The organism is Ekhidna sp. (assembly GCF_965221965.1).
Classification (GTDB): domain Bacteria; phylum Bacteroidota; class Bacteroidia; order Cytophagales; family Cyclobacteriaceae; genus Ekhidna.
Genome location: NZ_OZ244926.1, coordinates 3494147 through 3509490, shown reverse-complemented (window position 1 = coordinate 3509490; position 15344 = coordinate 3494147). Strand labels below are relative to the sequence as shown.

The window sequence follows — 15344 nt, the reverse complement described above, 5'->3', positions numbered from 1 at the left end:
AATGCTTGTTGCAAACGAAAAATTCGAATCGTTACCCAAACTGGATAACACCAATGAGTACGAAGGTTGTGTCTTTAAAAATTGTGATTTTTCAGGTGCTTATCTGACTTCTACACGATTTATAGAATGCGAGTTTGTAGAGTGTAATCTCAGTAATATCCACGTTGAGGAGACCTCCTTTCTGGATTGTACTTTTAGCAAGTGCAAGATGCTGGGAATTCAATTTGACAGATGCAATCACTTATTATTCTCAGCAAAATTTGAGAACTGCCAGTTGGATCATTCCACGTTTTACCAGATGAAGTTGCAACAAACGGAATTCAATCAATCCAGTATGGAGGGAGTGGATTTTACCGATGCGGAACTGAAAGGAACAAAAGTCACCGGTTGCAATCTGCTCAATGCCAAGTTTGAGCGAACTAATTTACAAGGGGCGGACCTTACTGCATCCTCAAACTTTTCCATTGACCCTGAACAGAATCAAATTAGCAAAGCGAGATTCTCTCAATCCGAATTAGAGGGATTGCTCATTCGGTACAATATCAAGGTTGATAGGAAGAGCTAAAAAAGGCTTCAAGTACTAAAAAATTCATGAAGTCGTCCAACTACTTGGAGTAGTGAGACGACTTTTTTCTTTAATCACACAATCCCGGGCTAGCTAAGCATTCGGATTGTGGTATTGGTAATATCACATCAAGAGGATTTACTCCAAAGGCAATAGACACATCGCTATCATTGAGTCGCCACCTTTTAAGGTCATGAAAAACTAACCCTTCGTAGAGTAGTTCTCGGTTTTTTTCAACTCTGACACTGTCAACAAACGCAAACTCAGACTGTGATCCGTCTAGCTCAGGAATTCTTGCTCTTCGACGAATTTTATTAAGGTCTTCTAACGCGGTTGGGTCTATTGGTGTCACGAACAAATCTTCATGTATTGCTTCCGCTCTAGCCAAATGAATTTCTGCTAATCTGATAACCGGGATCACGTCTGTAGAGCGCAAAAATTTGGAGCTACTCAAGTTGACATTTGTTTTATAAAAGGCAGAATCAATGGACTCTGGCAAATCAGTAGCTTCCGCATCTTGAATGGAATGCCGAATATCACTTTGATAAAAGTTTGCATTGTTTGGAATGAATGTCTTCTGCAGCGAGCCGAAAGTACTTTCTAGAATTTGAAAAGCTCCATAACCAGTACTATTTAAGCGGGAAAACATTGGAGCTAAACCTGTTGCAGACGTAAGATTTCCTGTTGTAGCTACAGGAGTTTGAACAACTACTAAAATATCTTCACTTACCGGTGAAGAATTATTAAAAGCGTCCAACGGACTATCCATTAGCTCAAAGGGTCCATCAATAACATTGTTAAAATGAGTGATTGCATCAGCGTACTCACTCTTTTGCATGGCCACCTTCCCGCGATATGCTTCAACAGCATAGTACGATAATCGATTCTTAGGTAGATTTTTATCTTCAAGCAGAAGACTCGCTCGTTCTAAATCATTTTCAACTTGGGTATAGATAGCATCTACGGTTGCTAGTTGAACATCACGTAAATCTTCTGTCGTGTTAATGGGATAATCAATTAAAGGAATTGCTTCTGCAGATGAATTGGCACTGCTGTATTGTGGTGCCCACAAGCGAACCATTTCAAAATAAAGCACTCCCCTAATCGCCAGGCTTTGACCTTCAATGAGTTCGCGTGTCCCGCTGTTTTGAATCACATCAAGATTTGCCAAAAGATTGTTTGCTATGTTGATTGTTTCGTAACCCCTCAACCAATTTGCCTCTATTCTTGGATCTACATTTGTAAAATTATTTTGGGAGAAGCGGGTGTAATTAGGGAATACATCACTTTGCCAGGAAACCTCCTGTCCATCATGCCTGGATAAGAGTGTTGGTATTATCTTAAAGTCTCCACCAAGAAGTTCTCCTCCATTAGAACCATCATAAATCCCGAAAAGGTTGAAATATGCTCCATCAAGAACGTTTTGAGCAGAATTAGCATCAACTATTATATCTCCGCTGATAGTGTTTTCAGCTTCAGCATCCAGCAAGTCGTTGCAAGATATTGCGATAATGGAGAGCAGTAAAAGCGAGTTGTTTATATATTTTTTCATTGGTGATTTCTTTAGATTCCGAACTTGATTCCTGTCATGATCATTCTTGACTGAGGCGTTGAGAAGTTATCAATACCTCTACTAATATTTTGGCCGATCTGACCATTCAATGGATCCACGTAGTTTACATCGGGATCATAGCCGGGATAATCAGAAAGCGTCAATAGGTTGGTCGCTCCTACGTATACGCTTAAATGACTCAGCCCCAACTGAGATAGCTTTGCTGCAGGAAGATTGAATGTTAACATGACGTTCTTCAGTCTTACATAACTACCATCCACAATCCATCTACTTGATTCCACGGGAGGGTTGCCGTCTATATCCAGGCCGGGGTTTGACGCGACATCACCCGGGGCATACCATCGATCTACTTGAGAGTTTAATTGACCTTGCAAATTGATTCCACTATTTGCTATCTGTTCTCCGGTAGCAAAGTACATGTCATTTCCCTGAACGAATTGGACGAGGAATGAAAAATCAAAATTGCCATAGGTCAGTGTATTGGTTATGCCTCCAAAGAAGTCAGGATTTGGATCACCAATTATGGTGAGTTCAGCATCATCAAGATCTGTGGTTTCCCCTCCATTCCCATCGGCATAAAGAGCAAGGCCTGTTGCAGGGTCAACACCAACAAAATCACGGGCGAAGAAGACACCTGCAGGCTGATCTTCGATATATGCGTTAACTCCAACCACAGCCCTGTTTCCATCCAGGTTTGTAATGGTATTTTCGTTTGTTGAAATGTTAAAGTCAGTTGACCAGCTGAATCTTTCAGTGCTCATATTTTGAGAGCTGATAAACAACTCAACCCCGGTGTTTTTCATTTCACCAAAGTTGGTTAAGACGTCAGGTTGACCAGAAGTAAGTGTAATAGGTCTTGGGAAAAGAAGATCTTTTGTGTTTTTAATGTAGTAGTCTACTGATCCTGTGAGCTTTCCGTCGAGAAAGCCAAAATCTACTCCAACGTTGAGTTGTGAGGTTGTTTCCCATTTAAGATTATCATTTCCAATGTCAATCGCCTCTATCGTTTCACCATCTTCAAAATTGACTGTCACGTAATTTCTTCTAAAGGCAAAATCGTCGAAAGGAGTATTTCCTACCAGGCCATAGCTTGCTCGTAATCTTAAGTTGCTTTCCCCACCATAAAACTCTTCATTATGGATGTTCCACCCAGCCGAAATAGCCGGGAAGAAACCAAAGCGATTGTCTTCTGAGAATTTAGAGCTTCCATCTACACGCCCAGTTACCTGAACATCGTATTTGGATCTTATTGAGTACGAAACGCGGCTATAAGATGAAACCAAAATATTCGCCGATCCGGGGACCAGAACATTGTTTAGCAGCGGGCTGTCATCTTCTAACGCATTCAACTGTTCTATTGTGGGAACAAATGCTTCTCTCACTGTAAATGTGGCATTTGATTCCTGATAGGATGCACCCAGGATAACCGATAAGTTATTGCCGCTGGCAAAGGAGTTGCTGTATGTTCCCCAGCCGTTGAAAACATAATTTCTAATCCGCTGTTCATTGACTAGAGTTCTTCCATTCGGGCTTCCATCCAATGTTACAGGCTGCAACTCAAGTTCATCATCAATATTGGCAAAGTCAATTCCACCGTTTACGTCAAAGCTTATTTTATCATTGAGCTTATAGTTCAATGAGAGACTTCCGATGTAGCTATTCTCATAGCTGAAATTATCGGAGTAATTGATTTCAGTAATTGGGTTGTAAAAATTACGGCCTGCAAAAACGAAAAGCCGATCGAAGTTGTCGGGCTCATATGTATCACTTGGTGGGAGGGCAAGCGCCTGGAGTGGAAAACCCAAATCCAGATTATCTCTTAATCGTTCATCTTTCGTGTTGATGTAATTGAAGTCTAAGCCAACTGACAGGTTCTCTGTGACTTCACTATTAAGCGAAACCGTTCCATTAAATCGATTGAAACTGTTGCCAATCAATATACCTTCCTGAGTGGTATAACCAGCTGCTACAAAATAGTTGAACGTCTTTTTTCCGCCTTGAAAATCGATATTGGCAGTATGTGAGAGCGCGGTTCTGAAGACTTCATCTTGCCAGTCTGTGTCAAAGGAGAGAGAGTCCAGGAACCTGTTCCTTGTAGGAGTTATTGGATTTCCACTGTTTACAACTCCGCTGGGATCGCGATATGAAACAGACTCCAGGTTGGTATAATTATCTTCAATGAAATCCCGGCCAAAGTCGGCTTCCTGGCCATCAACTAGAATTTCAAGAGGAGCGCCCGCTCCCTGAGAGATTTGTTGTATCTCACTTAAGATCGTGAATTCAAATATTAGCCTTCTGTGCTCATTTCCATCAAATAAATCCAGCTTTTTGGGAGTATTAGCAATACCTAATTGGTAATCAACATTTACTTTGAGTTTTCCAGCATTACCGCTTTTGGTTGTGATGATTATCACACCGTTTGCTGCTCTGGTTCCATAAATGGCAGTTGCCGAAGCATCTTTCAGCACTTCAATATTTTCGATATTGTTCGGGTTGATATTAGACTGGCTGCCGGACACTAATGGAACACCATCTACGACATAAAGAGGTTCATTAGATCCGGTAAGTGACGAACCACCTCTAATTCTCACTTTGGTAGCTTCTCCCAATGTCCCGCTGGAATTTTGCACTTGTAATCCCGCTGTGACTCCCTGATTGGCTTGTTCAAGGTTTACCAAAGGAGCCTGGATCATATTGTCAGCATCCACAGAAGAAACACTGCTGGTCACCTTATCCTTGCTTTGGGAGCCAATGCCAAAGTTTACCTGATCTCCGGATCGGGATGACTGCATGGAGATGTTAAGGTCCGACTGACCGGTTAAATAAACTTTTTGTGACTGGAATCCTTTAGCAGTGATCACCAGGGTCTCGTACCCATCGGTCAATTGAATCGTGAAGGAACCGTCTGATGATGTAGTGGTGGCATTTGTGGTGCCTTCCACTTTTACGGTGGCACCAGCGATTCCCTTATTATTAGCATCTGTGACTTTACCTCGTATTGTCACTTGGGCGGATACAGAAAATACCAATAGCAGGGACGCCAGGCAGGTTAGGAGTAGTTTCATGTTTTGGTAGTTGATAATAAAATCCTAAAAATAGGTAGATTCGACTATAGCCAAATGAAAAAAGGGCAGTAATCGATGATTCTGCCCTTCTTTTCGATTTTAATAACATATTATCTCACTCGTATCTCAATGATTCCACTGGGTTTTTCGTAGCAGTGCGGAAGATTCTGCTCGATGCAATGAATACAGCAATGAGCATCAATAGAATAAATGGAGCGAGTACTGTGAATGGGCTGATGGTTTGATAGACTGCAAATATGGATCCCATTAAGGCATCAATGGCCAGGTAAGAAAGTACAGATCCTATGCAGGCAAAGACCAACAGCAACCAGAAGAACTGCTTATTCATCAATACAAGAATTTGATTGACGGAAGCACCCAACACTTTACGTACACCAATTTCTTTCACCCGCTTGATGATATTGAGCGATACCAGGGTGTATAATCCAATGGAGGAAAGGATCAAGGCCAAAGCACCAAGAAATTTAAACATGGTAGAAATGTTGGTATTCACTTCATCTGTTCCGGCCAGTTGCTGATCAATGAATGAAGCATTAAATGGCGTATTGGGTGCTACTTCGTACCATTTAGCTTCCATTTTGTCCCGTAGTTCTGTTGGGCCAACCCCACTTTTGATTACAACAAAATTCATGGCCTCTTTATCTGCCAGCCTGAATCCACAAGGCTCTACCGGATCAAAGAAACCATACATGTAAAAGTCTTCCATGACACCAACTACTGTCAATCGGGTGCTGTCATCAATTTGCACCACTTTTCCGATTGGCTCATCCCAGCCAAACTCTTTTACCAGTGCTTCATTCATGATGATTGAATTTTCCTTATCAAATTCATACAGGTCCTTGTCAAAATATCTTCCTTCCTTAATGGTCAGATCCATGATGTCTTTATAATCCAGACTAAAATTCATCATGTCTGACTCGACTTCTTGTTCGCCAGCTTTCAGTGTTCGGCCATATGTCCACCACCCGATGTGATGAGTCGTCCCTGTGAGCTTTTCTATTTCCGGCATTTGGCTGACCAGATTGGTGAAGCGATCGTACTCGGATTTGTTTTCCACGCGCACACCCAGGATGTTTTCCTTTTGAAATCCAACATCCAGGCTGTTCTGATACTCTGCATTATTTGTAAAGGCGAGTGCCGAAATCAAGGCAATGATGGTGAGCATGTATTGCAAGCCAAGTAGCGTCTTTGAAAACCAATTGGTGCCTCCCAGTGATAAACTGCCTCTCAGGATATTCACTGGCTGATAGGCACTGATATAAAGCGAAGGATAACCTCCGGCAATGACTGATGTGAGCACTAATAGTCCGATCAGGAACAGATAAATCTCACTATCAGAAACCAGGTTTAATTCCAACGTGATGAAATCCCACATAGCACTGTATGCCGGTACAAGAAAATAGGCAAAGCCAAGTGCTACCAGCATGGAAAGAAATGAGAGCATGAGGTTTTCTCCCATGAATTGGGCGATGAGCTGCTTGCGGTCACTGCCCATCACTTTTCTGATTCCGATTTCTTTTAAACGCTTGCTGGAAATGGCAATGCTCGTGTTGGTGAAGTTGAAGCAGGCGATTAAAAGCATGAGAAAAGCCATAATCATTGGCACTACCACGGCAGGTGGTGGAGGCGGCTGGCTTAGCCAGTTGGCGCGAATCGACTCGGCAATGCTTCCGAGATTGGTGAGTTGTACAGCGTAGTAACTTCCAATTTTAAAGTCATCTCTCGCCTTGTTTTGTACCTCAACATAATTGGAGTTGATGTCATCTAGCAGGGTTTTAGGAAAGCTACCATCGGTCATCACAAACGTGGCGGCAACAAATTGTTTCCAGTCGGCATTCTCTAATTCACGGATTTTTAGGTAGTTGTCAAAGTGAGTAAGTGCGCTAAATCTCACGGATGAATTTTGTGGGACTTGCTCCAACACACCACCCACTGTCATGGGATATTGCTTTCCATCTTCGGTGATAATGGTGATGATCTCACCTGTAGGATCCACATCTTCTCCGAAGTAGGTATCGGCCGTGTAGTTGCTCAAAATGATCTTGCTTCTATCAAAGAATGCTGACTCATTACCGTATTTTAATGGAAAGGAGAACATATCAAGAAAGTCATCTTCGGCGAATGCAATGCCCTGATTGAATACTTTAAGCTCTTTTTTGAGGACAAGACCGGTTTCGATGTACCGGGAAGTGTGGGTAACTCCCGTGATTTTATCCTTGATCATTTCTCCTAAGGGGAGAGGAGTGATCCCGTAAGGCACATTCTGGTTTTGAACATCCTTATAGATCTGTACCTTGAAGATACGCTCATGGTTCTCATGATTCTGATCGTATTCGGCAGCAAATTTCCAGTTCAGATAACCGACAATACAGCAAGCCAGGGAAAGCCCCAGACCCAGCATATTGATAAAAACATAGGATTTGTTTTTCCGAAAATTTCGGAAAGTGATTTTAAAGAAGTTCTTGAGCATAGTCCTGTGAGTTAGTGATTTCAAAATATAAACGAAGAATGTGCCACCAAATACAATCATTTGATTATCAGTGTTTTAACTCACTAACAGCTCGACAGATTGTTCGGTTTCGCACGTCTTTTTGAACGCTTTACATGCGTCGTACTGTTTAAAAGATTCGAAAATTCCTCAGGGGTTGCTTTTCTATGTAAAAGAATATGCCCACCAGATGAGGACAAACTGCAACGGAAGGCGAAGAGCAAGCACCCAAACCATTCGTTTTTTTTGCCAGCCTTTCATGAAATGATAAATGTTGGCCGGGTAAACAGCGATAAGCAATGCAATGACTCCCCAGGCAGCCGTAGAGGTGTAGGATGGGATCAAAAGGAGGATTCCAAGAATGATCTCAGCGATTCCACTCATCCAGTTGATCAGCTTCTTGTTTCCAAGAAAAGGCGGAATGATCTTTTCATAAAACCGAGGCATGATGAAGTGATTGATTCCGGCTAGGATGTATAGGATCGCCATGATCCAGAGGCTGATGGTTTCGGTAGACATAATGGAAAGATAGGAAGTAAACCGATTACTCGAAGTAATCGGTTTACTAATCCTGATTGAATATATTTGATTAACAACAAATTCAACCTTAACCTATGTATCGGATATTTATTCTTTTACTCCTTACCACCCTTGCCTGCACCCCTGAGACCACTAAATCCGGACTCGCCGAACGAGCAGAAAACGTCACCATCATTCGAGATGATTTTGGGGTCCCGCATGTCTACGGGAAAACTGATGCAGATGCAGTCTTTGGGTTGCTTTATGCGCAGTGCGAAGATGACTTTCGTCGGGTGGAGCGCAACTTCACCTGGGCGATTGGAAGACTAGCAGAAACCGAAGGAGAGGAGGCACTTTATAGTGACTTACGAGCTCGCCTTTTTATGACGGAAGAGGAAGCAAAAGAAACCTATGCTTCGGCACCCGATTGGCTGAAGGAACTGTGTGAAGCCTGGGCTGATGGCATCAATTATTATTTAGAAACACATCCGGAAGTGGAGCCAAAGGTGATCACAACCTACGAACCTTGGATGACCATGTATTTCACTGAAGGGTCGATTGGAGGAGATATTGAGCGGGTTTCCACTAGGAAGATCAAAGCTTTCTATGAAAAAGAAAAAGTAGCTGTTAATGATGAATCAATGATAAAGCAAGGCTATGCCTTGGAAGAGCCACAGGGCTCCAATGGGTTTGCCATCTCCGGTGACCTGACCGAATCAGGAAATGCCATGTTGCTAATCAATCCGCACACTTCCTTTTACTTCCGCGGAGAAGTCCATGTAGTTAGTGAGGAGGGGTTGAATGCCTATGGAGCCGTGACCTGGGGGCAGTTTTTTGTGTACCAGGGGTTCAATGAAAACACCGGCTGGATGCACACGTCAACCGGCACGGACATCATCGATGAATTTCAGGAAACAATCATCGAAAAGGAGGATGGATTGTATTATCAATATGGAGAGGAAGAGCGAAAAGTGGAGGTCAAAGAAGTGAGGCTGAGTTATAAGGACGGGGAGGAAATGAAGAAAAAAACCTTCCCGATTTATCGTACCCATCACGGTCCGATCACTCATGAATCAGATGGAAGATGGACGGCCACCGCGCTGATGTGGAAGCCGGTAGATGCATTGACTCAATCATATACGCGGACCAAAAAGAAGAACCTGGAGGAGTTTCACGAGATGATGAACATTCGAACGAACTCTTCTAATAACACCGTCTTTGCTGATTCGGAAGGAAATATCGCCTACTACCACGGAAATTTTATTCCTAAGCGGGATATACAGTTTGATTATTCTCGACCTGTAGACGGAAGCAATCCGGCTACCGACTGGCAGGGATTGCACGAGCTGGACGAAACGATTATAGTCACCAATCCTTCCAATGGATGGATTCAGAATTGTAATTCCACACCATTCACTGCTGCTGCTGAGAACAGCCCGAAAAAGGAGGATTATCCGTATTACATGACTTCTTTCCCTGAGAACTTCAGAGGAGTGAATGCCATCCGTCTGCTTTCTCAGGTAGAGAGCCTTTCGCTGGACGGGCTGATTGAACTTGGTTACAATCCTTACCTGCCTGCTTTTGAGAAAGTGATTCCGGGATTGGTTAAGGCTTACGATAATTCCAACCAAGGCAAAACCATGTGGGATGCAATGGAGGAACTGCGAGCATGGGACTTCACCACTGGTGTAGATTCCAAGGCGATGACGTTGGCGCATTTTTATGGACAGGCGCTCTATCAAAATGCGGAGACACCCGAAGGGCTTAGTGGAATGGAGCGGTTCCATTGGTTTGGAACTGACTTACCAGAGGACGAGCGATTACGTATTTTTAAAATAGCCATGGAAGAAATGGATAGCCGATACGGCACCTGGCTGATTCCTTGGGGAGAAGTCAATCGCTTTCAGCGATTGTCTGGTGAAATTGACGCATCCTTTGATGATGGCGCCCCAAGTATACCTGTGGGTTATACCACTGCATGGTGGGGACACCTGGCTGCTTATGGCATGAGAGGAAATCATGATGTTAATAAGATTTATGGAACACGAGGCAACAGCTTTGTAGCAGCTGTGGAGTTTGGCGATAAAGTAAAGGCTAAAACCATTTTGGCCGGAGGGCAAAGCAGTGATCCGAACTCGCCACACTTTGATGATCAGGCGGAGATGTATGCCAATGGCCAATTCAAAGAGGCCGCCTATTACCGTGAAGATGTGGAGGCGCGTGCTGAGGAAACGTATAAACCAGGAAAGCGATGAAGACCATTTTAATAATAGCATGTGCACTTTCAACAGGAATCCTGTTCGCCCAAAGTCCCATCGGCGCGTGGGAGTGGATCGAGACACGAGAAGATGGTCAGAAGGTGAAAGGGGTAGTCACCTTCACAGAGAATTATCAGGCGGCCGCTTGGTTTGATGCCGAAACCGGCGCTTTTATTGAAACGAACGGAGGATTATGGAAATTGGAAGGGAATACCATGACGGAGGTGCCGGAGTTTCATACCAAGGATACCTCTCTAGTTGGAAAAGCGGTTTCATTTGATATTGAATTTGATGGCAATGACAAGATGCGTATTGTCGGATCGGTGAATTGGGCCTCTCGTGTAGATGCCGGTCAACCCGGTGATTTAGCAGGTGCCTGGCTGATGTCCGGAAGGAAACGAAACGGTGAGATCCAGGAGCGCGATACCAATCGACCTAGAAAAACAATGAAAATCCTTTCAGGGACACGATTCCAGTGGATTGCCTACAATGCTGAGACTAAACAGTTCATGGGAACAGGAGGAGGAACGTACACCACCGTAGATGGAAAGTACACAGAAAACATTGAGTTTTTCTCGCGAGATGATAGCCGAGTGGGCATGAGCCTGGAGTTTAACTATGAACTCAAGGATGAGACGTGGCACCACTCCGGCAAAAGCAGCAAAGGCGATCCGATGTATGAGATTTGGAGTCGGAGAGATTAATGATTGGTTAATTGGGGATTAGTTGATTAGATATATACTTCATTTTTTGACTTTCAGCTTCTTGACAATCTTAACTCAAGTGGGTGGAATAGCTTATCTTCTCTTTCTTTATATAAATAGAAAACTGTCACTAAAAAGATTCAAATCTTTTGGGTTATTTATTGGTCTTTACTTTGCTGTAAGCGTCTTTATCGTTCCTCTTGCTGGAGTCATTTCTAGCAGAAAGCCTTTACCATTAACCGGAGATTTAAGGCCTTTGACGCTCTGGACGGTGTTGCTTAATCGTCATTATGTGGATGAGAGTTTGAAAGAGTCAATGGCAAACGTAGCTAGTGAGATGGCCAAGGAATTTCCGGGAACCCATACCAATTATTTAGATGCAAATTTTCCGTTTTGGAATGGGTTTCCTCTGATCCCACACCTAAGTCATAATGATGGAAAAAAGCTGGATTTAGCATTCTATTATACTGAAAATAGCCAAGTATCTAATTCTGCTCCTTCATTTATTGGTTATGGCGCATATGAAGAACCTAAACCAAGAGAATTGAATTATCCTAAAATTTGTACAGGTAAAGGTTATTGGCAATATGGCCTGATTGGAAAGCTTGTGCCTGTATCATCCTCGTATCAAGTAGACGAGGATAGAACCAGAAAATTGCTTTTAAAACTGGCCGCTAACTCTGAGATCACCAAAATCTTTATTGAACCACATCTAAAAAACAGATGGGGTTTGTCAGAAGTCGATAAAATCAGGTTTCATGGATGTCAGGCGGTTCGTCATGATGACCATATTCACCTTCAAATCAGGTAACTAATCAATCAACTTAACCTCATCCCCAACCTTAATCCTCCCTGACTCTAGCGCTAGCGCATTCACCCCAAAAATCACTTCTTTTCCCTCTCTTCGGTAGGTGGCTAAAGTCTTTAAGGGCTCGGCTCCTTTTTTCCCTGTTTCCTGATCCACTGTTGTGAAGACACATCGCTTGCAAGGATGAGTAACATGAAATTTCAACTCGCCGATTTGAATGTCCCTCCAGTGATCTTCCTCGTAGGGTTTGCTTCCTTCCACTACTATATTCGGACGGAATCGATGCATGGGCAACTCTACTTCCATTCTTGCATTGAGATCATCAAGTGAGGACTGACCGATGATCAGGTAAGGATACGCATCAGCAAAGCTGACATGCTCACCATTAATAGCGCGCGCAGGATTCACCGGACGTGACCCAGCTTCCGGCATAAAAACCAGTTTGCATGGTTCTCCGGCAATTTTTGAAAACCAGTTGTTAATATTTTGAGGCGCTTCCAACGCATCCACCTGATCATCCCATACGGTCACCTGGATGTGTTTGCCAAGGTTAAGCGTGAGCGGAACTTCAAGGTCAGACATATCTCGATGTGTTGCGATGATGCTTTCCTCAGATAAAGAAATGCCTATCTGAGAAAGATGAGGATGTGTTCGTTGGGTGACGTGACCATTGGCTTTATTCACCAACATCCATCGCCGATCATATCGAAATCCTTTTTCCATCACCTCCACCTCTTGCAGAGAGATGCCCTGCAGGGATTTAATGGGATAGATATAGAGGCCTGAGACTTTCATATCTAGTAACTTGATTCCCTAAATGGGATTTCATATTTATCAGCTAATCTAGAACTGTCTAGATTCTCATGTACTAAATCTTTCGGCAACCATCCAAAGCCACTTTCAATATTATAGCCTTTTCGCTGAACGGACTCAACCTTGACTTTTATGCAGCAGGAATCAGGACTAATCTTAACTATACCAACTTTGGTTCCTGGAATTATTAATGGATGAAGATTTGGTCCATAAATTTTGCCAGTTGTGTCTATTGAATAAAATTTCGATGCTTGCTCAGCTCCTTGAACAGACCGGCTAAGCCTAACCGGCATATAATAACCTTGGTAATCAATATGATATGCATATAAATTATATGACTCAGGGGTTGGGTTATTTATTCTTGTATAGAAGTTATATGCTGGAATTAGAATTGCGGCTCCAATGCCGAAAATTACTAACCAACTTATTCTAAGTTCCCAATATCCAAAATTTGGTACTTTGCCCATGCGTTTTACTTCGCCCAGTTATCTCTTAACGTAATCGTCCGGTTGAAAACCAGATGATCTTCGGTGGAGTCTTCGTCTACACGGAAGTATCCGATCCGTTCAAACTGCATTTGATCACCGACTTTCGCATCTTTTAGTGATGGCTCCACTACTGCCTTTTTGTTGATGGTGAGTGAGTCCGGATTCAGGTGATTTTTGAAATCATCCTCGATCGTATTCAGGTTCTCCGTTTTGAACAGACGATCATATTCTCGCACCTCTACATTTACCGCATGTGGTACTGAAACCCAGCCAAGTGTTCCTTTCACCTTCTTGCCACTGGTATCTTGTCCGCTTCGTGTTTGCGGATCATATTCGGCGTACAATTCTTCGATGGTGCCATCGTCAGCTTTCTTGTACCCTGTGCATTTGATGATATACCCGAATTTCAAACGCACTTCTCTATCAGGCCCTAGTCGGTACCACTTTTTCGGACTTGGAGGGTCTTCCATAAAATCAGCTTGATCCACGTAGATCTCACGGGTGAATGGCATCTCACGAGTTCCTGCAGATTCGTCTCCCGGGTTGTTTACACCCGTCATCATTTCTTCTTTGTCTTCCGGCCAGTTGGTGATGATCACTTTCAGTGGATTCATGATACCAAACACTCGATTGGTAGTTGCATTCAGATCTTCGCGAACCGCATGTTCTAATACGGCAATATCCGTGATGCCGTCTCTTCTCGCCACGCCTATGGTATCGGCAAACTTTCGAATGGAAGCGGGGGTAAAGCCTCTCCTTCGGATCCCAGAGAGTGTAGGCATCCTTGGATCATCCCATCCCTGAACATGACCTAATTCTACCAGCTCTCGAAGCTTCCGCTTGCTTACAATCGTGTAGCTGAGGTTTAGTCGCGCAAACTCTGTTTGCTTGGATGGAAATATTTCCAATTCTTTAATCAGCCATTCGTACAGTGGACGGTGAACTTCAAACTCCAGCGTACAAAGGGAATGTGTAACCTCTTCCAATGAATCCGATTGACCATGAGCAAAATCATAAGTTGGATAGATGCACCACTGGTAGCCGGTGCGGTGATGAGGCAGCTGCTTGATCCGATATAGGATAGGATCTCGCATGTGCATATTAGGTGAGCTCAAGTCGATTTTAGCTCGCAATACCTTTTCACCATTTTTAAACTCCCCGGACCGCATACGTTCAAACAAGTCCAAATTTTCCTTCACAGGGCGATCGCGATACGGGCTAGGCTTTCCCGGCTGTGTGGGGGTTCCTTTTAATATGTTGAATTCTTCTTGTGACAAATCATCCACATAGGCTGACCCTTTCTCAATCAACTTGATGGCCATTCGATAGAGCTCCTCGAAATAATCCGAGGCGTAGTACTCACGGTCTTCCCAGTCGAATCCCAGCCATTTAATATTTGACTTAATCGAGTCTACATATTCTGTTTCTTCCTTTTCAGGATTCGTGTCATCAAATCGGAGGTTGCACTTGCCGTTGTATTTCTTAGCCAGTCCAAAATTGAGGCAAATGGACTTGGCATGACCGATATGAAGGTATCCATTTGGTTCGGGAGGAAAACGTGTTACGATCGAATCGTACTTTCCTTCCTTCAGGTCTTTCTCGATCATCTGTTCGATGAAATTCAACGGTTTTTTTGCCTCGTCCATAATCTGAAATTAGGGTGCAAAAGTAGGGGAATGATCAGTGAAAATCTATCCTGTGATATTCAACTTCAATGCTTTTGAAAATATTTGACTTATCAGGTAGGTATTTTCCATGTTCACCGTCTTTATATAGGAGTGAACATTAAAAACCTTCAAAGTTATGATTAAGCTATTCAGAAAAACCAATGTCGAATCCCTTCAAAGAAAATATGATAAGCTCATGCATGAGGCTTATGTGCTTTCAAAAACCAACACCGAGGAGAGTATGAAAAGGCAAAAGCAGGCATTAGAAGTGCAACAAGATATTCTTTCGATTAGTAAATAACCATTCCACATTATTTAGTTGGCATAAAATATTACTATAAAAATAGTTTTATTACTATTCTTATAGTTATACTT

At 43.0% G+C, this 15344-nt stretch carries 12 protein-coding genes; 5 read left to right on the top strand and 7 right to left on the bottom strand.

The features are described 5' to 3' along the window. Position 1 precedes the first annotated feature (1 nt). Positions 2-565, top strand: a complete 564-nt coding sequence (locus tag ACOQON_RS16320) for a pentapeptide repeat-containing protein (protein ID WP_420576491.1) — start codon at positions 2-4, stop codon at positions 563-565. A 70-nt stretch (positions 566-635) separates the two neighbouring features. Here ACOQON_RS16320 and ACOQON_RS16315 read toward each other — a convergent pair whose 3' ends face one another. From ACOQON_RS16315 to ACOQON_RS16300, 4 genes are all read right to left on the bottom strand, one after another. Further along, on the bottom strand, positions 636-2117 hold the full coding sequence (locus tag ACOQON_RS16315; RefSeq protein ID WP_420576490.1) for a RagB/SusD family nutrient uptake outer membrane protein: 1482 nt from the start codon (positions 2115-2117) through the stop codon (positions 636-638). A gap of 11 nt (positions 2118-2128) precedes the next feature. Then, a complete protein-coding gene (locus tag ACOQON_RS16310; RefSeq protein ID WP_420576489.1) occupies positions 2129-5203 on the bottom strand; it encodes a SusC/RagA family TonB-linked outer membrane protein in 3075 nt (1024 codons plus the stop codon). A gap of 115 nt (positions 5204-5318) precedes the next feature. Further along, the gene (locus ACOQON_RS16305) at positions 5319-7694 is read right to left on the bottom strand and encodes an FtsX-like permease family protein (RefSeq protein WP_420576488.1); all 2376 of its coding nucleotides are present in this window, start codon (positions 7692-7694) and stop codon (positions 5319-5321) included. A 183-nt stretch (positions 7695-7877) separates the two neighbouring features. After that, positions 7878-8231, bottom strand: coding sequence for a DoxX family protein (locus tag ACOQON_RS16300; RefSeq protein ID WP_420576487.1), 354 nt, complete (start codon positions 8229-8231; stop codon positions 7878-7880). Between the two features lie 95 nt (positions 8232-8326). On the opposite strand from ACOQON_RS16300, the gene ACOQON_RS16295 reads away from it, so the two are divergent. The 3 genes from ACOQON_RS16295 to ACOQON_RS16285 all read left to right on the top strand — a co-directional run bounded on the left by ACOQON_RS16295 (position 8327) and on the right by ACOQON_RS16285 (position 12004). Further along, positions 8327-10486 carry a penicillin acylase family protein gene (locus tag ACOQON_RS16295; RefSeq protein WP_420576486.1) on the top strand — a complete coding sequence of 720 codons (2160 nt, stop codon included), beginning with the start codon at positions 8327-8329 and terminating at the stop codon, positions 10484-10486. Then, the gene (locus tag ACOQON_RS16290; RefSeq protein WP_420576485.1) at positions 10483-11193 is read left to right on the top strand and encodes a membrane or secreted protein; all 711 of its coding nucleotides are present in this window, start codon (positions 10483-10485) and stop codon (positions 11191-11193) included. Before ACOQON_RS16295 ends, ACOQON_RS16290 begins: the two co-directional genes overlap by 4 nt. Positions 11194-11254: 61 nt before the next feature. After that, positions 11255-12004 (top strand): hypothetical protein, encoded by a 750-nt coding sequence (locus ACOQON_RS16285; RefSeq protein ID WP_420576484.1) that lies wholly within the window; start codon positions 11255-11257, stop codon positions 12002-12004. Here ACOQON_RS16285 and ACOQON_RS16280 read toward each other — a convergent pair whose 3' ends face one another. Genes ACOQON_RS16280 through ACOQON_RS16270 form a run of 3 tightly spaced genes read right to left on the bottom strand, consistent with a single transcriptional unit; the run spans position 12005 to position 14948 of the window. Then, positions 12005-12796, bottom strand: a complete 792-nt coding sequence (locus tag ACOQON_RS16280) for an MOSC domain-containing protein (protein WP_420576483.1) — start codon at positions 12794-12796, stop codon at positions 12005-12007. Between the two features lie 2 nt (positions 12797-12798). Next, positions 12799-13281 carry a hypothetical protein gene (locus ACOQON_RS16275; RefSeq protein WP_420576482.1) on the bottom strand — a complete coding sequence of 161 codons (483 nt, stop codon included), beginning with the start codon at positions 13279-13281 and terminating at the stop codon, positions 12799-12801. 5 nt (positions 13282-13286) lie between these two features. Next, positions 13287-14948: a glutamine--tRNA ligase/YqeY domain fusion protein gene (locus tag ACOQON_RS16270; protein WP_420576481.1), complete on the bottom strand. Its 1662-nt coding sequence runs from the start codon at positions 14946-14948 to the stop codon at positions 13287-13289. 157 nt (positions 14949-15105) lie between these two features. Between ACOQON_RS16270 and ACOQON_RS16265 the strand changes: the two genes are divergently transcribed. Continuing rightward, positions 15106-15270, top strand: coding sequence for a Lacal_2735 family protein (locus ACOQON_RS16265; protein ID WP_420576480.1), 165 nt, complete (start codon positions 15106-15108; stop codon positions 15268-15270). Positions 15271-15344 lie beyond the last annotated feature (74 nt).